Below are 17,910 nucleotides of genomic sequence, written 5' to 3' on the forward strand. Positions count from 1 at the left end.
CGAACTGTTCCGAGTCCACCTGCACGCCGACCAGTGCCGTGTTCGGGTAGCACTGTTTCACATCGATGATTTCGGTGTATGACGACCAGAGCGTTTTGTTCTGCAGCTGGTCTGTGGTGCTGTCCGGCGTCATCCTGCGCATCCGGATATTAAACGGGCGCGGCGGCAGGCTACCCACCACCACCGAGGCCAGATACTGCGAGGTGGTTTTGCCCTTAATGGTGATGTCTTTTTCCGTCACCCAGCCACCGTTACGTTGTATCTGAACCAGCAGACGGACTTCCGACGGATTCCTGTCACCCTTTGAGGTGGTTTCCACCAGTGCCTGTACACCGAAGGTAAAGCGCAGACGGTCGATGTTTGCAGACGTAATGGTGCGGGTGATCGGCGTGTCATATTTCACTTCCGTACCCAGCACCGTCTCGGAGCCGGAGGATCCAAACCCCTCCGGCGGTGTCTGCTCCTGCTCACCGGCACGGAACACCACCGTGACACCGGAGATGTTGGTATTCCCCTCAGTGTCCAGCACCGGCGTACTGTTCAGCAGCACGCTTTTTAATCCATCCACCGGACCTTCAACCGGCCCTTCGCTGATGGCATCGATCACACTCAGCAACTGCGTGGACTTCAGGTTGTCCTTCGCTTCGCGCGGGGTATGCCCCTTACTGCTTCCTTTACCCATTCCTCACGCTCCATAAATGACAAAACCGCCCGCAGGCGGTTTCACATAAAACATTTTGCATCAGCGACCAATCACCACAACCTGACCACCGTCCCCTTCGTCTGCCGTGCTGATCTCCTGAGAAACCACGCGTGACCCCACGCGCATTTCCCCGTACAGAACAGGCAGAACATTGCCCTGGGCAACCATGTTATCCAGTGAGGAGAAATAGGTGTTCTGCTTACCGTTATCCGTTGTCTGTGTACGGGGAGTTCTGGCTTTCGGTGCCAGCATCTGCGCCACACCACCGAGCACCATACTGGCACCGAGAGAAAACAGGATGCCGGTCATACCACCGGCCCCAATGGCTGCCCCCCATGCTGCAAGGGTGGCTCCGGCGGTAAAGAATGATCCGGCAATGGCGGCAGCCCCCAGGACAATCTGGAATACGCCACCTGACTTGGCCCCGGCGACTCTGGGAACAATATGAATCACAGCGCCATCAGGCAGAGTCTCATGTAACTGCGCCGTTAACCCGGACGTGCTGACGTCCCGCCCGGCAATCCGTACCTGATACCAGCCGTCGCTCAGTTTCTGACGAAACGCCGGGAGCTGTGTGGCCAGTGCCCGGATGGCTTCAGCCCCCGTTTTCACACGAAGGTCGATGCGGCGACCAAATCGTTGTAAATCCCCGTAAAGGCAGATGCGCGCCATGCCCGGTGACGCCAGAGGGAGTGTGTGCGTCGCTGCCATTTGTCGGTGTACCTCTCTCGTTTGCTCAGTTGTTCAGGAATATGGTGCAGCAGCTCGCCGTCGCCGCAGTAAATTGCGGCGTGATTCGGCACCGATGAACCAAAACAGCACAGCAGCACATCGCCCGGCTGTGCCGCTGACAACGGCACCTGATACAGCCCCGTCGCCTCCAGATTATCCAGATAGAGATTCTGGCCGTTACGCCACCAGTCATCCTCACGATGAAAGTCCGGCATCTCAATCCCCGCCAGATGATAAGCATCCCGGAACAGTGTGTAACAGTCCGTCACACCGTGCTCAAAGCGCCGCCCGGTGAGATGCGGCACACAGCGGAACTTATGAATCGTCCCCCGGCAGACCAGCCACCACGGCAAATCACTCTGCACCTGCAGCCGCCGGTCGGCCTCACTCAGCCAGGGCAGACCACCGGGGTGGCTGTGGACCAGCGCCACAATCTCACCCTGCATTTCTGCCTGCAGCCAGTCTTCCGGCGACATACGGAAATACGCCTCCGGCTCACCGGAAATATTCACGCAGGGAAAATATCTTTCCCCCTCCGGCGTTCTCACCACGAAGCCGCACGACTCCGCTGGCGCACATCGCCGGGCGTGCGCCAGAATCGCTGATTCTGTCTCTGTCATGGGATTTATATGAACGCATCCCGTTTTGCACAGCTTCCATTGTTTTGACATTGACGGTAGGTTGCAGCTTTATATCCGGCTTTATTGCAGCCATAAAGCTGCGAGCCCCTATGTAATTCGCTGACTCACACCTCATTTACTGCGCGGGCTTCAAGCCCAAAACCCCATTCAGGTTTAGTGAGTCCCGGTCTTACCTGTCTTTGTCATCACACTGGTCGCCAGAGCAACCTTTCAGCATTCGCCTTTTTATTAAGAATTCATCGTTTATCGGTATCAGTGATTAATATGACCTGATACTGACGTATTCTTTATCGTATTTACGTCCATGTGCGGCTATTGCCCACACTGTTCGTGCCAGCTTGTTTGCCATGGCGACGGTTGCCACGCCGACCGGACGACGTTTTTTCAGTTCGGTTATCCACAGACCAGGTTCTTTGGTCAGTAATGCTGCCGCCCTTGCGCCATGGATAAACAGGGTTCGCAGATATGTATCACCACGTTTGCTTATCCCCAGCAGGCGGATTTTCCCTCCTGAGCCAGTCTGTCTTGGCACCAGACCAACATAAGCCGCGAACTCTCGCCCTGATTTAAACGCTGATGCTTCCCCCATGGTGGCCACAGCTGCCGTCGCAATAAGTGGCCCAACGCCGGGAATATCCAGCAACCGCTTACAGGTCTCATTCTGTTTCGCCACGCTGGTAAGCTGTTTTTCAATATCCTCTATCAGTGAGTCCAGCTCATTCAGTCGGTTGTACTGGTTTTCCAGCACAGTAATGAGATACGGTGGCAATCTCTCTTTCATTCGCTCCAGTGCTTCAGGGAACTCCCGCTCCATTGCTGCCCGACCTTTGTGAATTGTTTCACCAAATTCCAGGAGCGTGCCGTGCAGAGAATTAATCTGCATGGTGCGGAACTTAACCAATTGTCTGCGGGAACGGTGCAAAACCAGCACTGACTGTTGTTCTTCTGTTTTGACGGCGATTTCTTTACCTGGCTGCTGAACTGCCATCCAGATAGCCCGTGCATCCATCACGTCATTCTTATTGCCCATGACAAATGCCTTAACGAAGCGGGCCTGCAACAACCGGACTTTATGCCCCAGCTTTGTCAGTTCCCGTGCCCAGTGCTGAGAGCCTCCACAGGCCTCCATACCAATCAGACATGACTCCCGGTTGCTGAAATATTCCAGAAAATCTCTTCTGCGAAGTTGCTTATCCACCACGTCACCTGTGTTCTCATCAATGAAGTGAACCTGAATCAGATGTTTTGCGATATCAACGCCAACCGGTGTATATTTCATTTGTGGAGTCTCCAGTCTGAGGGAGCTTTCTGCATCCCGTATTGGGCACTATGATGCCGGAAATCTGCCAGGTTCCACACCTTCCCGATATTCTCCCCATCCATCACCGCGCTCCGGATTTGATGATTGGGGATGCGTTCATTACATTTACTGCGAAAGTTTGTTAATGGAAAGGAAGCCGCCAAAGTTGCCGACGTTATTGCGGAACTTACAACCGCTCAGGCATTTGCTGCATTTATCCTTCGTGATATCGGACGTTGGCTGGTCATATTCATCCGCGACAGCCGGACCGCTATAACCGCACTCGTCACCGCGATAGGTCCAGGTGCAGGTGTTGGCCAGCATGATACGTCCCGGAAAAACAGCGCCATCCGTTTCCGTCGGCGTGGACAGTACAAAAGAGGCACTCACCGCGCTCAGTTCGCTGCACTGCTCAATGCGCCAGCGGCTGATCACCTCCTGCTCCGGATCGGCGTAACTGTTTCCGTTGACGAAGTTCACCGCATCCAGAAAACGGGCGTAAACCTTACGCCGGACCACCGTTCCGCCGACCAGACTCTGCATATCTTCCGCCATCCCGGTGACCATACCGTACAGGTTAGAAACCGTCAGCGTGGGGCGCGTACTGGTGCCTTTGCCATTCAGTTCAAAACCGCTCCCCTGAATGGGATACGGCTGATACTGTCGCCCCTGCCAGGTGACCGGCTCACCTTTTTCGTTCTGCTCATTACAGAAAAAATAACGTTCTCCACCGACCTCTGTCAGATCGATTTCCCAGAGCACCACGCAGGCAGACTGCTCCGCACGGGTGCATTCATTCAGTGTTTCCTGTCGGATATCCTGCATCAGTTCACCACCTGTTCAAACTCTGCGCTGAACTCAACACGCAGCATACTGACCCGCGACGACCATTTTGCGCAGGTCACCTTTATCTGCCGCCACTCATAAGGCGGCGTCCACAGAAAGGATTTCCAGCCCCCGTGCTCTTCCAGAAACGACTCCAGTACCGTGGCCTCCTCACGGGGGACAGAAAGCATCACGCTGTACGTTTTCAGGTTGGCATTCAGCCCGGCAGGCGCTCGCTGGGAATAGCCATCACCAAAGCGCACCTTTCTTACAGAAGGGACCGAAGCCACATCCATACCGGGTTTCACTTTCCAGCGGAAGGTCTTCATCGTCCACCTCCGGAGAACAGGCCACCATCACGCATCTGTGTCTGAATTTCATCACGGGCACCCTTGCGGGCCATGTCATACACCGCCTTCAGAGCAGCCGGACCTATCTGCCCGTTCGTGCCGTCGTTGTTAATCACCACATGGTTATTCTGCTCAAACGTCCCGGACGCCTGCGACCGGCTGTCTGCCATGCTGCCCGGTGTACCGACATAACCGCCGGTGGCATAGCCGCGCATCAGCCGGTAAAGATTCCCCACGCCAATCCGGCTGGTTGCCTCCTTCGTGAAGACAAACTCACCACGGTGAACAATCCCCGCTGGCTCATATTTGCCGCCGGTTCCCGTAAATCCTCCGGTTGCAAAATGGAATTTCGCCGCAGCGGCCTGAATGGCTGTACCGCCTGACGCGGATGCGCCGCCACCAACAGCCCCGCCAATGGCGCTGCCGATACTCCCGACAATCCCCACCATTGCCTGCTTAAGCAGAATTTCTGTCATCATGGACAGCACGGAACGGGTGAAGCTGCGCCAGTTCTGTTCACTGCCGGTCAGCATCGCCGCCATATTCTGTGCAATACCATCAAAGGTCTGCGTGGCTGCACTTTTAACCTGCGACATACTGTCCGTGGCGCTCTCTTCCCACTCACTCCAGCCTGACCTGAGGCCTGCCATCCAGCTCCCGCGAAGCTGGTCTTCAGCCGCCCAGGTCTTTTTCTGCTCTGACATGACGCTATTCAGCGCCAGCGGATTATCGCCATACTGTTCCTTCAGGCGCTGTTCCGTGGCGTCCCGCGCTGCCTGCCGGTCAGTCAGCCCCCGGTTTTTCGCCTCAATGGCTGCCCGTTTTGCCCGTTGCTGCTGTGCGAATTTATCCGCCTGCTGCGCCAGCGCGTTCAGGTGCTCCTGATACGTGACCTTATCGCCAAGTGCAGCCAGCTGGCGTTTGTACTCCAGCGTCTCATCTTTATGCGCCAGCAGGGATTTCTCCTGTGCGGACAGCTGGCGACGTTGCGCCGCCTCCTCCAGTACCGCGAACTGACTTTCCGCCTTCCACAAATCCCGGCGCTGCTGGCTGATTTTCTCATTCGCTCCGGCATGCTTCTCCAGTGTCCGGAGTTCTGCCTGAAGCGTCAGCAGGGCAGCATGAGCACTGTCTTCCTGACGATCGCCCGCAGACACTTTCACGCCGGACTGCTTCGGCTTTTTCAGCGTCGCTTCATAGTCCTTTTTCGCCGCCGCCATCAGCGTGTTGTAATCTGCCTGCAGGATTTTTCCGTCTTTCAGTGCCTTATTCAGTTCCTCCTGGCGGGCGGTATATTTCTCCAGCGGTGTCTGCAGGCGTTCGTAAGCCTTCTGCGCCTCTTCGGTATATTTCAGCCGTGATGCCTCAGACTCGGCCCGATCTTTTGCTGCCATCTCACTGGCCTTTTCAAGATCGGCCTGCAACGTGGCGGCTGAAAGCCCAAGTCGCGCATTCTCTCTCTTCTCCCATGCCCCCCGGAGATTGGCAAGAAATGCTGACGTTTTACCGCGCCGGTGGCTTCGGCTCTGATACCACTGCCATTTTTTATCCGCTTCATCAAAAGCCTTTTCAGCTTTGGCGAGCATATCTGCAGAGGAGTCCGGGCGACCAATATCCAGCACCGCATCCCACATGGATTTGAATGCCTGTGCAGTCTTGTCTGCCCAGGTCTCCAGCGTACCCATGTTATCTTTCAGTTTACGGGTCTGGTCATCAAACCCTTTCGTTGCGGCCTCGTTCGCCGCCTGCAATGCCCCGGCCCCATCGCCGGAACGCTGCAACTGAGCAACATACGCAATCTGTTCCGCCGTCACGTTATGGAACTGGCGCGCCATCGCCGTCAACCCAGACGTCGGGTCAGTGGTCAGCTTCCCGAAGGCTTCAGCGACCTTGTCCACCTCCACGCCGGATGCAGAGGAGAAACGCGCCACACTCTGGCTGATTGCCTCAAACTGCTCACCACCACGCACACCGGCATTCACCAGCGCCGTCAGTGACTCGCTGGTCTGGTTAAACGTCAGCCCTGCCGCCTGCCCGGCTCTGGACAGGGCCAGCATACGATCTGCCGTCAGTCCCGCCTGATTACCGGAAAGGACCAGCGTTTTATTGAAATTGGACAGGGTTGAGTCACCCTGATACCAGGCATACGCCAGCGCACCGGTCGCCACCGCCAGCGAAGTGATACCAACCATCGGCAGGGTGATCGCACCGGCAAGCCCCCTGAACATGGGGATCATCCCGCCGAAGGAGTCCTTCACCTGACCACCCTGTTGCAGCAGGATGAGCCACGGATTCTGCCCCCCTGCAAGCTGCGTGGCCACGTCGGTGAACTGCGCAGGCAGCATACGCATGGCAGCTTTATACTGCCCGACGGAAATCCCCGCTTTCTGTGCAGCCAGCGCCTGCCGGTTCATTGACTGTTCAACGACTGCCGCTGTTTTTTTCGCATCACTTTCCGTACCGGAAAAATGACGCCTGACTCTGGCCATCTGCTCGTCAAATCTGGCCGCATCCAGACTTAAATCAACGACCAGATCGCCTACCGGTTCAGCCATACCGGACTCCTCCTGCGATCCCTTCTGATACTGTCATCAGCATTACGTCATCCTCCGTCATGTCCGCCACATACGGGGAAGCGGGGATAACTTCATTCCCGTCCGGGCCAAAACGAACGCCTCCGGCAAGCCCTGCCGCTTTCTGCATCAGCACATCATCTTCAGGCTCTTCGTCAGCCTCGCGCCGATTCAGCAGACTGAAATCCAGCGGATGCATCTCCGGATCGCTGAAAAACAGGCTGAGCACGGTGTACGTCAGCCCGGAAAAGTGCATATCCAGCAGAACATCATGAAAATAATGGGTACTGTAAAAACGGTGCCAGTCGGCATACTCCGTGGATGACATCCCGGCAAGCATGGCGCGCCAGTCGGGTCGCCCCATCTCACGCGCCAGTTTCAGGGCAAAACTCAGCTCACCGTCGAACACTTTCCCGCAGAAACAGGCTCTGCAGGCCCGGCGTCATCTGCCTGTTCAGGGGAATTATTCACCACAAACTCAGACATTCCGGACAGACGTAACACCACGTTTTCAGCCTGAGCAATTGCCTCCGTGGGCCAGGTGGTAAGCACTTCCTGCTCAATCTGCGTAATGGCTTCATTCATGGACGGCAGCTTTGTCTTCTGCGGATGGTTATGCCACAGAGACATCGCCACCAGAAACGCCCCGCCTCTGATAAGATCCTCTACAGACACCTGCAGGTTGCCGCTGGATTCAGCCTTTTTTTCCTGCTCTTTCAACCAGGCAAGATGCTCAATACGCTGCAGGGCTGACAGTTCAGAAAGCGTGACGGTCACGCCGTTATATTCAAATGATTCGGTTTTCAGGAACATCGCTGACTCTCCGGATTAGCTGGCGGTGACGGTGATTTCTGCAACCGCAGCAAACTCACCATTACCGGATACAACCGGAATGTTGACCTTGCCTGCGGCAACGCCGTTCACGGTGATGGTCATACCACTGACCGACACGGTGGCTTTTGTTTTATCCGAAGACACCGCACGGAAGCTCTTGTCGGTTACGCCTTCCGGCTGGAATGCCACGGTCAGCGTGGTGCTCTGCCCTTTCACTACGGACGCACTGGCTGGCGTTACCGTCATGCCGGTTGCCGCCGTCACCGTACTGCGATCTTCAGCCATCGACGGGCGTCCCACATTGGTGACCTTCACCGTGCGGGTGATCACTTCCTTCGCCGTCACCGCCTTACCGATACTGCTGACCCAGCCACGGAACACATCGACCGTGCCGTTCGGAAAGCGGATTTTATAGGCACGGGTATCACCTTCATTAAACCACGCCAGCAGCGCCTGCTGCCCCTGCTCTCCGGGCATCCACGCCAGCGTGAAGCTGGTATCTCCGGCAGATTTCTGCCCCTGCCCGGTCGCAGTCCAGTCCGCATCCTCATCATCGAGATAGCTGTCGTCATAGGACTCAGCGGTCAGTTCGCCGGGCGTCAGGTCTTTAACTTTTGCCAGACGCGACCAGTCAACGTCTGAAAGCGGGTTCGCATAAGGGTCACCGTTCCCCTTATAAACCCACAGTGTGGTCCCGGCACCTTTCACCGGCATTGTTGGATTTGGTACAGGCATAGCGTCCTCACATTTCATAGGTAATGACATAAGTCAGATCGGCTGAACTCCACAGGCCCGCATCATCGTCGCGCCGGTAGTCATAGCCACTGGCCACCATACTGGTGATCAAATCTGACAGTGCCGGGACATCGCTCATCACCGGATAAATCCGGGACTCCATCCACGAATCCAGCTCTGAATCCGGCACCTGAGCAGGCAGGAAAACTTCAATATGCAGCTCCGCCTGCCAGGTATCACTGTCCAGCTCTTCGCCCGTGTATTCAGCGCCGGTGAGATAAACGGCAATTGCCGGAAAATCCGCCTCATCAAAAACAGCGGGGCGACCATCAAAAAGCGTCGCCCCGGTGTCATGCTTCTCCAGTGCATCCAGTACGGCTGCACGGAGTTCAGTATGTTTCATCGCTTTATTACCATTCTCAGTTGATGCTGCAGCGCATAGCCCAGCTCTTTCGGAAGACGTTCACGCCGTATCCGTTCAATATTCTGTTTAAACGCCGTTGTCAGCGGCACCGCCATCGGGATTTTCACCACATCAATGGGGTAACGGTTTTTCCCGGCCACACGCTGCATGACATGCCACCGGCCATTTTTCAGTTGCTGAATAAACGCGCCGGGAATACGACGGTTTCCCACCACAAGCACGCTGCCGCCACCTTTCAGGGATGAACGCTGCCCCTTTTTACGACGTCTGCGGCGGGAAAGGACAACCCGCGCGTTACCCAGCTTGATTACGGGCAAATCCCCCCGGTTAACCCTGATTCTGGCCTGCGGATTTTTGACCGTGGCCCTTTTCAGCCTGGCCCTTTCCTTTACCAGTTTCCGGCGTACCTTTGTCTCACGGGCAACCTGTGCCACCGACTGCGATATCGCGGATGAAGCAACGCGGTTAATGGCCATTGCGGCGGCACCGGGCACCGCCGTTCTGCTGATACGGCTTAGGTTTTCAACGGCCTGCTCAAGACCTTTTATGGCCATACATCCCCCTTTCAGCGGCGACGGTTAACGGCAGGCGGTACGCCCCGCCCAAGCCAGAGATGACAGCTTCCGCCATCATCCGGCGAAATCCGGTCTATCCAGAAGTTTTCCTCACCGATGGTCAGCGTGTCGCCGCGCCGCAGCTGCCGCACCTCATCAGTCCGGACAAACAGGGACGGGCTGGAGCCTTCAACGCGCACGCCCTGTCCGGCATAGCTGATATTTTCAGGGTCATCAAAAACACCACGTATCACAGCACCGGACTGCTCACCGGATGTCATGGTGGCTGACGTTCCCATGTACCCGCGTATCGTTTCATCGGCGCAGGCAATGGCAGCATCGAACAGGTTATCGAAATCAGCCACAGCGCCTCCCGTTATTGCATTCTGGCCAGGCCGCGCTCTGTCATTTCAGCTGCCACACCGGCAGAGACACGGAACGCCGTTCCCGGCAGCACAAATGCCACAGCCTCATCCCGCGTGGCGTGAAGTGCATCAGTATGCAGCGTCACCAGTGCCACAACCGTGACCAGATCAGCCGTATCAGTCACGGTATCCGGCTGCGCTGATACAACCTCATTTTCATGTCCGGTCAGCACATTTTCCGGGCTGAGAGGGGTATCCTGACCGGCAGTGTCGCCCGTGTCATCAAGCTCTTCTTCCAGCTCTGCCACACGGAGCGCCAGTTCTTCTTTCGTCCCCGTCAGGCTGATATCACGGTTCAGTTGTTCACCCAGCGAGCGGAGACGGGCAATCAGTTCATCTTTCGTCATGGACTCCTCCACAGAGAAACAATGGCCCCGAAGGGCCATGATTACGCCAGTTGTACAGACACGAACTCATCAGGGTCAGCCAGCAGCATCAGCGGTGCTGACTGAATCATGGTGAACTCACGCGCCGGGTCGCCGGTGGTCACCCAGTTTTTCGGGTAACGGGCAGAGGCGTTAATGCCTTCGCGCTGTGCGTCCGCATCCTGAATGCAACCATAGGTGCGCAGACCGCGTGCCTGAGTGTTCCCCAGCACCATCGTGTTGTCCGGCAGGAAGTTCTTTTTGACGCCGTTTTCCACGTACTGTCCGGAATACACGACGATGGCCACATCGCCATACATTCCCTTATAAGACACCGCTTTGCCCAGGTCTTTTACCGCTGTCTCCAGCTCGGAATGAGAGCCGCGACGGGTATCCAGCTTCTCCCTGACGGCCTTGAAGGAACGGAACAGCGCCCAGCCTTTCGGATCAAACACGATGATATTCACCACACCGCTGGCGTTCAGCGCGTAGGCTTCGATATCGTCGGTCGGGTCATACGTGGACTTGTCACGCTTGCTCCACTCCGTGCCGCCGGACTGCGTGATGTTATTCGCCGCACTGCGGCCCATATCCACCTCAACCGGATCGAAGGCTTCACCGGTCATGGTGTATTTGCCCTTAAGCACGGCAGAAACTGCCTGCATCTCTTCGACCTGGGCAATCGCCAGATTTTCATCCAGCATATTCTGCCGAATAATACGGCGACGACGGTAAGCCGGGTCAGCCAGGTTCTGCGGATCTTCATCCGGCAGGCGACGCAGGGTCATCTGCGGATTCACCTCATGCTTGGGTTTGACATAACCCGGCGTAAATTCAGAGGTGGAGCCGCCACGGGATCGGATAACCTCACCGGAAACAATCGGCGAAACGTACAGCGCCATGTTTACCAGTCCCGGAATTTGTGAGAGATAGACTTTTTCCGTGGTGAAAGGATAGGTTTCACGGAAAAACAGGCGCAGAAACAGCGGATCGAACTTAAAGTGATGCTGGGTCGATGCCAGTAATTCTGCAGTTGTATATACAGACATAAATTATTTCCATAAAAAAAGCCGCACAGGCGGCCTTTGTTGATGAAGGGGAAGATTAAACGATGCTGATTGCCGTTCCGGCAAACGCGGTCCGTTTTTTCGTCTCGTCGCTGGCAGCCTCCGGCCAGAGCACATCCTCATAACGGAACGAGCCGGACTTGTAGAACGTCAGTGTGGTGCTGGTCTGGTCAGCAGCAACCGCCAGAATGCCAACGGCTGCACCGTCGGTGGTGCCATCCCACACAACCAGCTTACGGGTAGTGCCATCCAGCATCAGCGGGGTCATTGCAGGCGTTTTCGCACTCAATCCGCCAGGCGCAATTGCTGTATGAGCCGGATCACTGTTACCCAGCGGCTGGTAATGGTTAAACTCTTCTTTTGTCGCCATAACTGCCTCTTATACCGGTAAAGCTTCAGGTGTATTAAGTAATTCTTTATTGGTATCAGATGCCAGGTTACCTGCAGCCAGCGGTGCCGGTGCACCCTGCATCAGACGATCCAGCGCAGTGTCACTGCGCGCCTGTGCACTCTGTGGTGCTGCAGCCAGAATGCGGCGGGCCGTTTCCACGGTCATTCCGGGGGTTTCTGCCAGAACGCGCGCCTGTTCTTCGCGTCCGTGAGCCTCCTCACAGTTGAGGATCCCCATAATGCGGCTGTTTTCTGCCGCAACCGCTGCGGTGATCTGCGCGTTCACGTCCGGCTGCGCCGCGCTGGCGTTTTCGCCCTCCGTCGCTGGCACCACGTCAGTAACGTCAGCCTGCGAAGCAGTGGCTGAAACAGTTGTTGATTGAGTCTCTTTGGTCATTCGCCCTCCTGAGAGACGGGATTTACGCGCATCCAGTGCATCACGCATGACGGTGATCGCATCGGTGCTGTTAACAAGTTCATCAGCCAGTCCGGCATCAATGGCCTCCTGACCGCTGTACACTGCAGCCTCGGTATCCAGCACAGCCTGCACAGACAGGCCGGTATATGCCGACACCTTCTGCGCAAACATCTGGCGGGTTGCGTCCATCCGGGACTGCAGTGTCTCCCGGACGTCATCCGGAAGATGGCTGTAGGGATTGCCATCCACCTTATGGCTGCCGCTGTAAATCAGCGTGATTTCCACACCCTGTTTCTCCAGGGCAGCACCGTAATTACTGTGAGCCATCATGACGCCGATGGAGCCTGTCCGGGCGGTCTGCGTGACCAGACGCCGGGAGGCGGCACTGGCAAGCAGCTGACCTGCACTACAGTTCATGTCGTTGGCCAGCGCCCATACCGGTTTTATGTCACGCACACGGGCGATGATGTCAGCGCAGTCAAATGCCCCCGCCACCATTCCGCCTGGCGTGTCCATATCGAGCAGAATGCCGTCCACCATCGGGTCGCTGGCAGCCTGTTGCAGACGGGCGATAATGCCGTTGTAACCGGTCATCCCCGAGTACGGCTGCAGCGCCCGCGTCCGGCTGACCAGCGTGCCGGACACCGGCAGCACGGCGATGCCGTTCATGACCTGATAACTGCGGGCCTGTCGTGGTCCGTCATCATCACCGGATAATGCCAGCGTCGCGAGTGCCTCCTGGGCAGTCAGGCTGTCGCCGGACACCGCATCCGTCAGGCGGCTGATCCCAAGCTGGCCTGCAAGCGCACAAAAGAAAACCCGCGCATAGGCGGGTTCAAGCATCAGCGGCTCATTAAAGGCCATGCTGGCAATATGCGGGAGATTACGCAGCTCTGCTGTCACTCTTCTCCTCCTCTGTTGATTGTCGCAGCCCGGATTCAAATGCCGCAGCCGCCCAGGCGGGTGGTTTAAGACCGGCTGCACGACGCTCCATCGTTTCACGGACCTGCTGGGCAAAAATTTCCTGATAGTCATCGCCGCGTTTTGCACACTCTTTCTCGTAGGTACTCAGCCCGGCTTCTATCAGCATCACCGCTTCCTGAACTTCTTTCAGACCATCGATGGCCATACGACCGGAGCCTATCCAGTCGCAGTTCCCCCAGGCACTGCGGGCTTCCTGAAAACTGAAGCGCGCTTTTGAAGGTAACGTCACCACGCGGCGGGCGATGGCCTCTTCCAGCCAGCACAGAAACATCTGGCTCGCCTGACGGGATGCGACGAATTTTCGCCGCCCCATAAAGTGCGCCCACGACTCGTTCGCGCTGGCCCGTGCCGTGGAGTAGCTCATCTGGGCGTAATTCCGGGAAAGCTGCTCATACGAGACACCCAGTCCGGCAGCGATATACCGCAGCAGTGACTGCTCAAACACGGAGTAGCCGTTATCCGTGTCCTGAGCCGTCTGCAGGTTCAGTGAGTCACCCGGCATCAGGTGCGGCACTTTTGCGCCTCCCAGACGGACCGGTGCTGCGGCGTAATACGCGGCAATTTCACCAATCCAGCCGGTCAGCTTGTCCCGCTGCTCCTGACTGTTCGCGCCCAGAATAAAATCCATCGCTGACTGCGTATCCAGCTCACTCTCAATGGTGGCGGCATACATCGCCTTCACAATGGCGCTCTGCAGCTGCGTGTTCTGCAGCGTGTCGAGCATCTTCATCTGCTCCATCACGCTGTAAAACACATTTGCACCGCGGGTCTGCCCGTCCTCCACGGGTTCAAAAACGTGAATGAACGAGGCGCGCCCGCCGGGTAACTCACGGGGTATCCATGTCCATTTCTGCGGCATCCAGCCAGGATAGCCGTCCTCGCTGACGTAATATCCCAGCGCCGCACCGCTGTCATTAATCTGCACACCGGCACGGCAGTTCCGGCTGTCGCCGGTATTGTTCGGGTTGCTGATACGCTTCGGACTGACCATCCGGAACTGTGTCCGGAACAGTCGCGACGGGCTGGTATCCCAGGTGGCCTGAACGAACAGTTCACCGTTAAAGGCATGCATGGCCACACCTTCCCGAATCATCATGGTGAACGTGCGTTTTCGCTCAACGTCAATGCAGCAACAGTCGTCCTCGGCAAACTCTTTCCATGCCGCTTCAACCTCGCGGGAAAAGGCACGGGCTTCTTCCTCCCCGATGCCCAGATAGCGCCAGCTTGGGCGATGACTGAGCCGGAAAAAAGACCCGACGATATGATCCTGATGCAGCTGGATGGCGTTGGCAGCATAGCCGTTATTGCGTACCAGATCGTCCGCGCGGGCATTGCCACGGGTAAAGTTGGGCAGCAGGGCTGCATCCACACTTTCACTCGGTGGATTCCACGCCCGCAACTGCCCACCAAATCCGCTGCCACCGCCGTGATAACCGGCATATTCACGCAGTGATGTCATGCCGTCCGGCCCCAGAAGGGTGGGAATGGTGGACGTTTTCATACATAAAATCCTGCAGGTCCCCTGCGTCGCTGTGTCATGCCGGTCTGCACTTCCAGCTCCGCAATGTATTTTTTCAGGTCAGACACGGAAGTGGCCGTAAACTCCACTCTCCGTCCGTCTTTCTGTACCGTTGCCACCCGTTTTCCTGTCATCAGGTCATGCAGTGCCGCACGGGCAGCGGCAAGTTCTTCCTGTCGCGTCATTCATCCTCTCCGGATAAGGCACGGGCGTAATCTGCCAGTGTTTTCTTGTTGGTTGCTGCACCATCCTCTTCCTGCAGGCTCGCCAGCAGTGCACTGAGATCCAGCTGCCAGCGGGAAATACTGATGCGCAGCGCCGCCAGCGCATAAACGAAGCAGTCGAGCGCCTCATTGCGTCGCTTTTTGCTGTCCCACAGTATTTTTTTCCTGCCATCCCCCCATTTTTCGACCTGCTCTTCAGCAGTCAGCTGCTGCGCTTCGGTCAGATCAAAAATATCCGGGTTATTCGGGAAGTGAACGGCACCGGGAAGCGGTTCATCCCCTTCCGGCGTCAGTGTGAAGCGGTTATAAATCTGCTCTTTCGCGGTATCCGTACCGATTTCGGTAAGGTAAACCCCGTTTTTGTTTCGCTTACGTGGCATGCTGGCCACCGGCTTTCCGTAGACGGATGCCCCTTTAATGGGGATCACCCGGAACAGCCCATGCTTTTTCGAGCGTTCATACACAATGGTCGGGTCAATCCCGCCAGTATCCCAGCAGATACGGGATACCGACATTTCTGCACCATTCCGGCGGGTATAGGTTTTATTGATGGCCTCATCCACACGCAGCAGCGTCTGTTCATCATCGTGGCGGCCCATAATAATCTGCCGGTCAATCAGCCAGCTTTCCTCACCCGGCCCCCATCCCCATACTCGCATTTCGTAGCGGTCCAGCTGGGAGTCGATACCGGCGGTCAGGTAAGCCACACGGTCAGGAACGGGCGCTGAATAATGCTCTTTCCGCTCTGCCATCACTTCAGCATCCGGACGTTCGCCGATTTTCGCCTCCCACGTCTCACCGAGCGTGGTGTTTACGAAAGTTTTACGTTTTCCCGTATCCCCTTTCGTCTTCATCCAGTCTTTGACAATCTGAACCCAGGTGGTGAACGGGCTGTACGCCGTCCAGATGTGAAAGGTCACACTGTCCGGTGGCTCAATCTCTTCACCGGATGACGAAAACCAGAGAATGCCATCACGGGTCCAGATCCCGGTCTTTTCGCAGATATAACGGGCATCAGTAAAGTCCAGCTCCTGCTGACGGATGACGCAGGCATTATGCTCGCAGAGATAAAACACGCTGGAGGGATCATCCGGCGTCCATTTGAGGCCAAACGGCGTCTCTTTATCGCCAAATTTAAGGTACTGCTCCTCCCCACAGTGCGGGCAGGCAACATGAAAACGCATAAAATGCGGGGATTCACTGGCTGCACGCTCAATCTGGCAGGTGCCTCTCACTTTGGGCGTGGAGCCACGGATGGACTTTGGCCAGACCGAGCCTTCATTACGCTTATCGCCCAGGAACGTCGGAGAGCCTTCCTGTTCAATATCCTCATCAAAGGCAGCAAGTTCATCATAACCCGCCACATCCACTGACTTTTCACGGTAGTTTTTTGCCGCTTTACCGCCCAGGCACCAGAAGCCACGCCCATTGGTGAAACGCTTCATGGTGAGCGTGTTATCCCGGTGCTTTTTGCCATACCACGGGGCCAGCGCCAGCAGCGACGGAATATCACGAATAGTCGGCTCAACGTGGGTTTTCATAAAGTTCTCGGCATCACCATCCGTCGGCAACCAGATAAGGGTGTTGCGCTGCTTATGCTCTATGAAGTAGGCATAAACACCCAGCAGCATTTTGGAATAACCAACACGGGCAGACTTCACCACATTCACCTCGCGGATGTAGTCACTGCCCATCGCATTCATGATGGCCCGCTGAAAGGGCAGTGTTTCCCAGCGCCCTTCCTGGTATGCGGATTCTTTCGGGAGATAGTAATTGGCATCCGCCCATTCAACGGCGGTCTGTGGCTCCGGCCTGAACAGTGAGCGAAGCCCGGCGCGGACAAAATGCCGCAGCCTGTTAACCTGACTGTTCGATATATTCACTCAGCAACCCCGGTATCAGTTCATCCAGCGCGGCTGCTTTGTTCATGGCTTTGATGATATCCCGTTTCAGGAAATCAACATGTCGGTTTTCCAGTTCCGGAAAACGCCGCTGCACCGACAGGGGGATCCCGTCGAGAATACTGGCAATTTCACCTGCGATCCGCGACAACACGAAAGTACAGAATGCGGTTTCCACCACTTCAGCGGAGTCTCTGGCATTCTTCAGTTCCTGTGCGTCGGCCTGCGCACGCGTAAGTCGATGGCGTTCGTACTCAATAGTCCCTGGCTGGAGATCTGCCTCGCTGGCCTGCCGCAGTTCTTCAACCTCCCGGCGCAGCTTTTCGTTCTCAATTTCAGCATCCCTTTCGGCATACCATTTTATGACGGCGGCAGAGTCATAAAGCACCTCATTACCCTTGCCACCGCCTCGCAGAACGGGCATTCCCTGTTCCTGCCAGTTCTGAATGGTACGGATACTCGCACCGAAAATGTCAGCCAGCTGCTTTTTGTTGACTTCCATTGCTCATTCCACGGACAAAAACAGAGAAAGGAAACGACAGAGGCCAAAAAGCTCGCTTTCAGCACCTGTCGTTTCCTTTCTTTTCAGGGGGTATTTTAAATAAAAACATTAAGTTACGACGAAGAAGAACGGAAACGCCTTAAACCGGAAAATTTTCATAAATAGCGAAAACCCGCGAGGTCGCCGCCCCGTAACCTGTCGGATCGCCGGAAAGGACCCGTTGGCCGTTCTGGTCTACTTCGTAATGGGATTTCATAGCTGAACGACAAAAGTCTTGCGACCACAGTCACACAGACCTGAATACACGTCCTGTTTCTTCCACCCCCGCACAGGACTGGCGAGCATGAGGGACACCCCCGCGAACCATAAACGCGGTAAAAACCCGGTGTGCATCGTTTTTGATTATTCCCGCACACTCACGCAGAAGGAATTCCCCGTCGGGCT

Annotated in this window: 21 protein-coding genes; all 21 read right to left on the reverse strand. The window is 56.2% G+C overall.

What is annotated here, in order from left to right; all coding sequences use genetic code 11:
- Positions 1-682 (reverse strand): TipJ family phage tail tip protein (gene gpJ, locus C0K55_RS23395; RefSeq protein WP_105283443.1); only part of this gene is annotated, 682 nt, incomplete at its 3' end.
- Between the two features lie 60 nt (positions 683-742).
- Positions 743-1,315, reverse strand: coding sequence for a tail assembly protein (locus C0K55_RS23400; protein WP_000847666.1), 573 nt, complete (start codon positions 1,313-1,315; stop codon positions 743-745).
- Positions 1,312-2,055, reverse strand: coding sequence for a C40 family peptidase (locus C0K55_RS23405; protein WP_047611134.1), 744 nt, complete (start codon positions 2,053-2,055; stop codon positions 1,312-1,314). Before C0K55_RS23405 ends, C0K55_RS23400 begins: the two co-directional genes overlap by 4 nt.
- 280 nt (positions 2,056-2,335) lie before the next feature.
- Positions 2,336-3,355, reverse strand: coding sequence for an IS110 family transposase (locus tag C0K55_RS23415; RefSeq protein ID WP_000878012.1), 1,020 nt, complete (start codon positions 3,353-3,355; stop codon positions 2,336-2,338).
- A gap of 147 nt (positions 3,356-3,502) precedes the next feature.
- Positions 3,503-4,201 (reverse strand): phage minor tail protein L, encoded by a 699-nt coding sequence (locus tag C0K55_RS23420; protein WP_097339479.1) that lies wholly within the window; start codon positions 4,199-4,201, stop codon positions 3,503-3,505.
- Positions 4,201-4,530: a phage tail protein gene (locus tag C0K55_RS23425; RefSeq protein WP_105266735.1), complete on the reverse strand. Its 330-nt coding sequence runs from the start codon at positions 4,528-4,530 to the stop codon at positions 4,201-4,203. The genes C0K55_RS23420 and C0K55_RS23425 overlap by 1 nt, the downstream gene beginning before the upstream one ends.
- Entirely contained in the window at positions 4,527-7,106 is a 2,580-nt protein-coding gene (locus C0K55_RS23430; RefSeq protein WP_105266736.1) for a phage tail tape measure protein, read from the reverse strand. Before C0K55_RS23430 ends, C0K55_RS23425 begins: the two co-directional genes overlap by 4 nt.
- Positions 7,099-7,533: a phage tail assembly protein T gene (locus C0K55_RS23435; RefSeq protein ID WP_000459481.1), complete on the reverse strand. Its 435-nt coding sequence runs from the start codon at positions 7,531-7,533 to the stop codon at positions 7,099-7,101. Before C0K55_RS23435 ends, C0K55_RS23430 begins: the two co-directional genes overlap by 8 nt.
- Entirely contained in the window at positions 7,515-7,937 is a 423-nt protein-coding gene (gene gpG, locus C0K55_RS23440; RefSeq protein WP_000479207.1) for a phage tail assembly chaperone G, read from the reverse strand. Before gpG ends, C0K55_RS23435 begins: the two co-directional genes overlap by 19 nt.
- Positions 7,938-7,952: 15 nt before the next feature.
- A complete protein-coding gene (locus C0K55_RS23445) occupies positions 7,953-8,693 on the reverse strand; it encodes a phage tail protein (protein ID WP_001301125.1) in 741 nt (246 codons plus the stop codon).
- A gap of 7 nt (positions 8,694-8,700) precedes the next feature.
- Positions 8,701-9,096: a phage minor tail U family protein gene (locus C0K55_RS23450; RefSeq protein WP_000683129.1), complete on the reverse strand. Its 396-nt coding sequence runs from the start codon at positions 9,094-9,096 to the stop codon at positions 8,701-8,703.
- A complete protein-coding gene (locus C0K55_RS23455) occupies positions 9,093-9,671 on the reverse strand; it encodes a phage tail protein (RefSeq protein ID WP_001398561.1) in 579 nt (192 codons plus the stop codon). The genes C0K55_RS23450 and C0K55_RS23455 overlap by 4 nt, the downstream gene beginning before the upstream one ends.
- Positions 9,672-9,682: 11 nt before the next feature.
- On the reverse strand, positions 9,683-10,036 hold the full coding sequence (locus C0K55_RS23460; RefSeq protein WP_000752965.1) for a head-tail joining protein: 354 nt from the start codon (positions 10,034-10,036) through the stop codon (positions 9,683-9,685).
- An 11-nt stretch (positions 10,037-10,047) separates the two neighbouring features.
- Entirely contained in the window at positions 10,048-10,443 is a 396-nt protein-coding gene (locus tag C0K55_RS23465; RefSeq protein WP_000158882.1) for a DNA-packaging protein FI, read from the reverse strand.
- A gap of 41 nt (positions 10,444-10,484) precedes the next feature.
- A complete protein-coding gene (locus tag C0K55_RS23470) occupies positions 10,485-11,510 on the reverse strand; it encodes a major capsid protein (RefSeq protein WP_000118192.1) in 1,026 nt (341 codons plus the stop codon).
- A 55-nt stretch (positions 11,511-11,565) separates the two neighbouring features.
- A complete protein-coding gene (locus C0K55_RS23475) occupies positions 11,566-11,898 on the reverse strand; it encodes a head decoration protein (RefSeq protein ID WP_000201478.1) in 333 nt (110 codons plus the stop codon).
- A 9-nt stretch (positions 11,899-11,907) separates the two neighbouring features.
- Entirely contained in the window at positions 11,908-13,239 is a 1,332-nt protein-coding gene (locus C0K55_RS23480) for a S49 family peptidase (RefSeq protein ID WP_001586766.1), read from the reverse strand.
- Positions 13,220-14,821 (reverse strand): phage portal protein, encoded by a 1,602-nt coding sequence (locus C0K55_RS23485; protein WP_072841936.1) that lies wholly within the window; start codon positions 14,819-14,821, stop codon positions 13,220-13,222. Before C0K55_RS23485 ends, C0K55_RS23480 begins: the two co-directional genes overlap by 20 nt.
- Positions 14,818-15,024 (reverse strand): phage head-tail joining protein, encoded by a 207-nt coding sequence (locus C0K55_RS23490; RefSeq protein WP_000198149.1) that lies wholly within the window; start codon positions 15,022-15,024, stop codon positions 14,818-14,820. Before C0K55_RS23490 ends, C0K55_RS23485 begins: the two co-directional genes overlap by 4 nt.
- Complete coding sequence (locus tag C0K55_RS23495) at positions 15,021-16,946, reverse strand: phage terminase large subunit family protein (RefSeq protein WP_105266737.1); 1,926 nt, start codon at positions 16,944-16,946, stop codon at positions 15,021-15,023. The genes C0K55_RS23490 and C0K55_RS23495 overlap by 4 nt, the downstream gene beginning before the upstream one ends.
- Positions 16,921-17,466, reverse strand: coding sequence for a DNA-packaging protein (locus C0K55_RS23500; RefSeq protein WP_000453576.1), 546 nt, complete (start codon positions 17,464-17,466; stop codon positions 16,921-16,923). Before C0K55_RS23500 ends, C0K55_RS23495 begins: the two co-directional genes overlap by 26 nt.
- Positions 17,467-17,910: the final 444 nt, after the last annotated feature.

Source organism: Escherichia sp. MOD1-EC6098 (assembly GCF_002965865.1).
Lineage (GTDB): Bacteria > Pseudomonadota > Gammaproteobacteria > Enterobacterales > Enterobacteriaceae > Escherichia > Escherichia marmotae.

Coding starts and splice junctions, on each gene's coding strand:
- C0K55_RS23405 (WP_047611134.1), bottom strand. CDS start 2,055: ATGACAGAGACAGAATCAGCGATTCTGGCGCACGCCCGGCGATGTGCG.
- C0K55_RS23415 (WP_000878012.1), bottom strand. CDS start 3,355: ATGAAATATACACCGGTTGGCGTTGATATCGCAAAACATCTGATTCAG.
- C0K55_RS23420 (WP_097339479.1), bottom strand. CDS start 4,201: ATGCAGGATATCCGACAGGAAACACTGAATGAATGCACCCGTGCGGAG.
- C0K55_RS23425 (WP_105266735.1), bottom strand. CDS start 4,530: ATGAAGACCTTCCGCTGGAAAGTGAAACCCGGTATGGATGTGGCTTCG.
- C0K55_RS23430 (WP_105266736.1), bottom strand. CDS start 7,106: ATGGCTGAACCGGTAGGCGATCTGGTCGTTGATTTAAGTCTGGATGCG.
- gpG (WP_000479207.1), bottom strand. CDS start 7,937: ATGTTCCTGAAAACCGAATCATTTGAATATAACGGCGTGACCGTCACG.
- C0K55_RS23445 (WP_001301125.1), bottom strand. CDS start 8,693: ATGCCTGTACCAAATCCAACAATGCCGGTGAAAGGTGCCGGGACCACA.
- C0K55_RS23450 (WP_000683129.1), bottom strand. CDS start 9,096: ATGAAACATACTGAACTCCGTGCAGCCGTACTGGATGCACTGGAGAAG.
- C0K55_RS23455 (WP_001398561.1), bottom strand. CDS start 9,671: ATGGCCATAAAAGGTCTTGAGCAGGCCGTTGAAAACCTAAGCCGTATC.
- C0K55_RS23465 (WP_000158882.1), bottom strand. CDS start 10,443: ATGACGAAAGATGAACTGATTGCCCGTCTCCGCTCGCTGGGTGAACAA.
- C0K55_RS23470 (WP_000118192.1), bottom strand. CDS start 11,510: ATGTCTGTATATACAACTGCAGAATTACTGGCATCGACCCAGCATCAC.
- C0K55_RS23475 (WP_000201478.1), bottom strand. CDS start 11,898: ATGGCGACAAAAGAAGAGTTTAACCATTACCAGCCGCTGGGTAACAGT.
- C0K55_RS23485 (WP_072841936.1), bottom strand. CDS start 14,821: ATGAAAACGTCCACCATTCCCACCCTTCTGGGGCCGGACGGCATGACA.
- C0K55_RS23490 (WP_000198149.1), bottom strand. CDS start 15,024: ATGACGCGACAGGAAGAACTTGCCGCTGCCCGTGCGGCACTGCATGAC.
- C0K55_RS23500 (WP_000453576.1), bottom strand. CDS start 17,466: ATGGAAGTCAACAAAAAGCAGCTGGCTGACATTTTCGGTGCGAGTATC.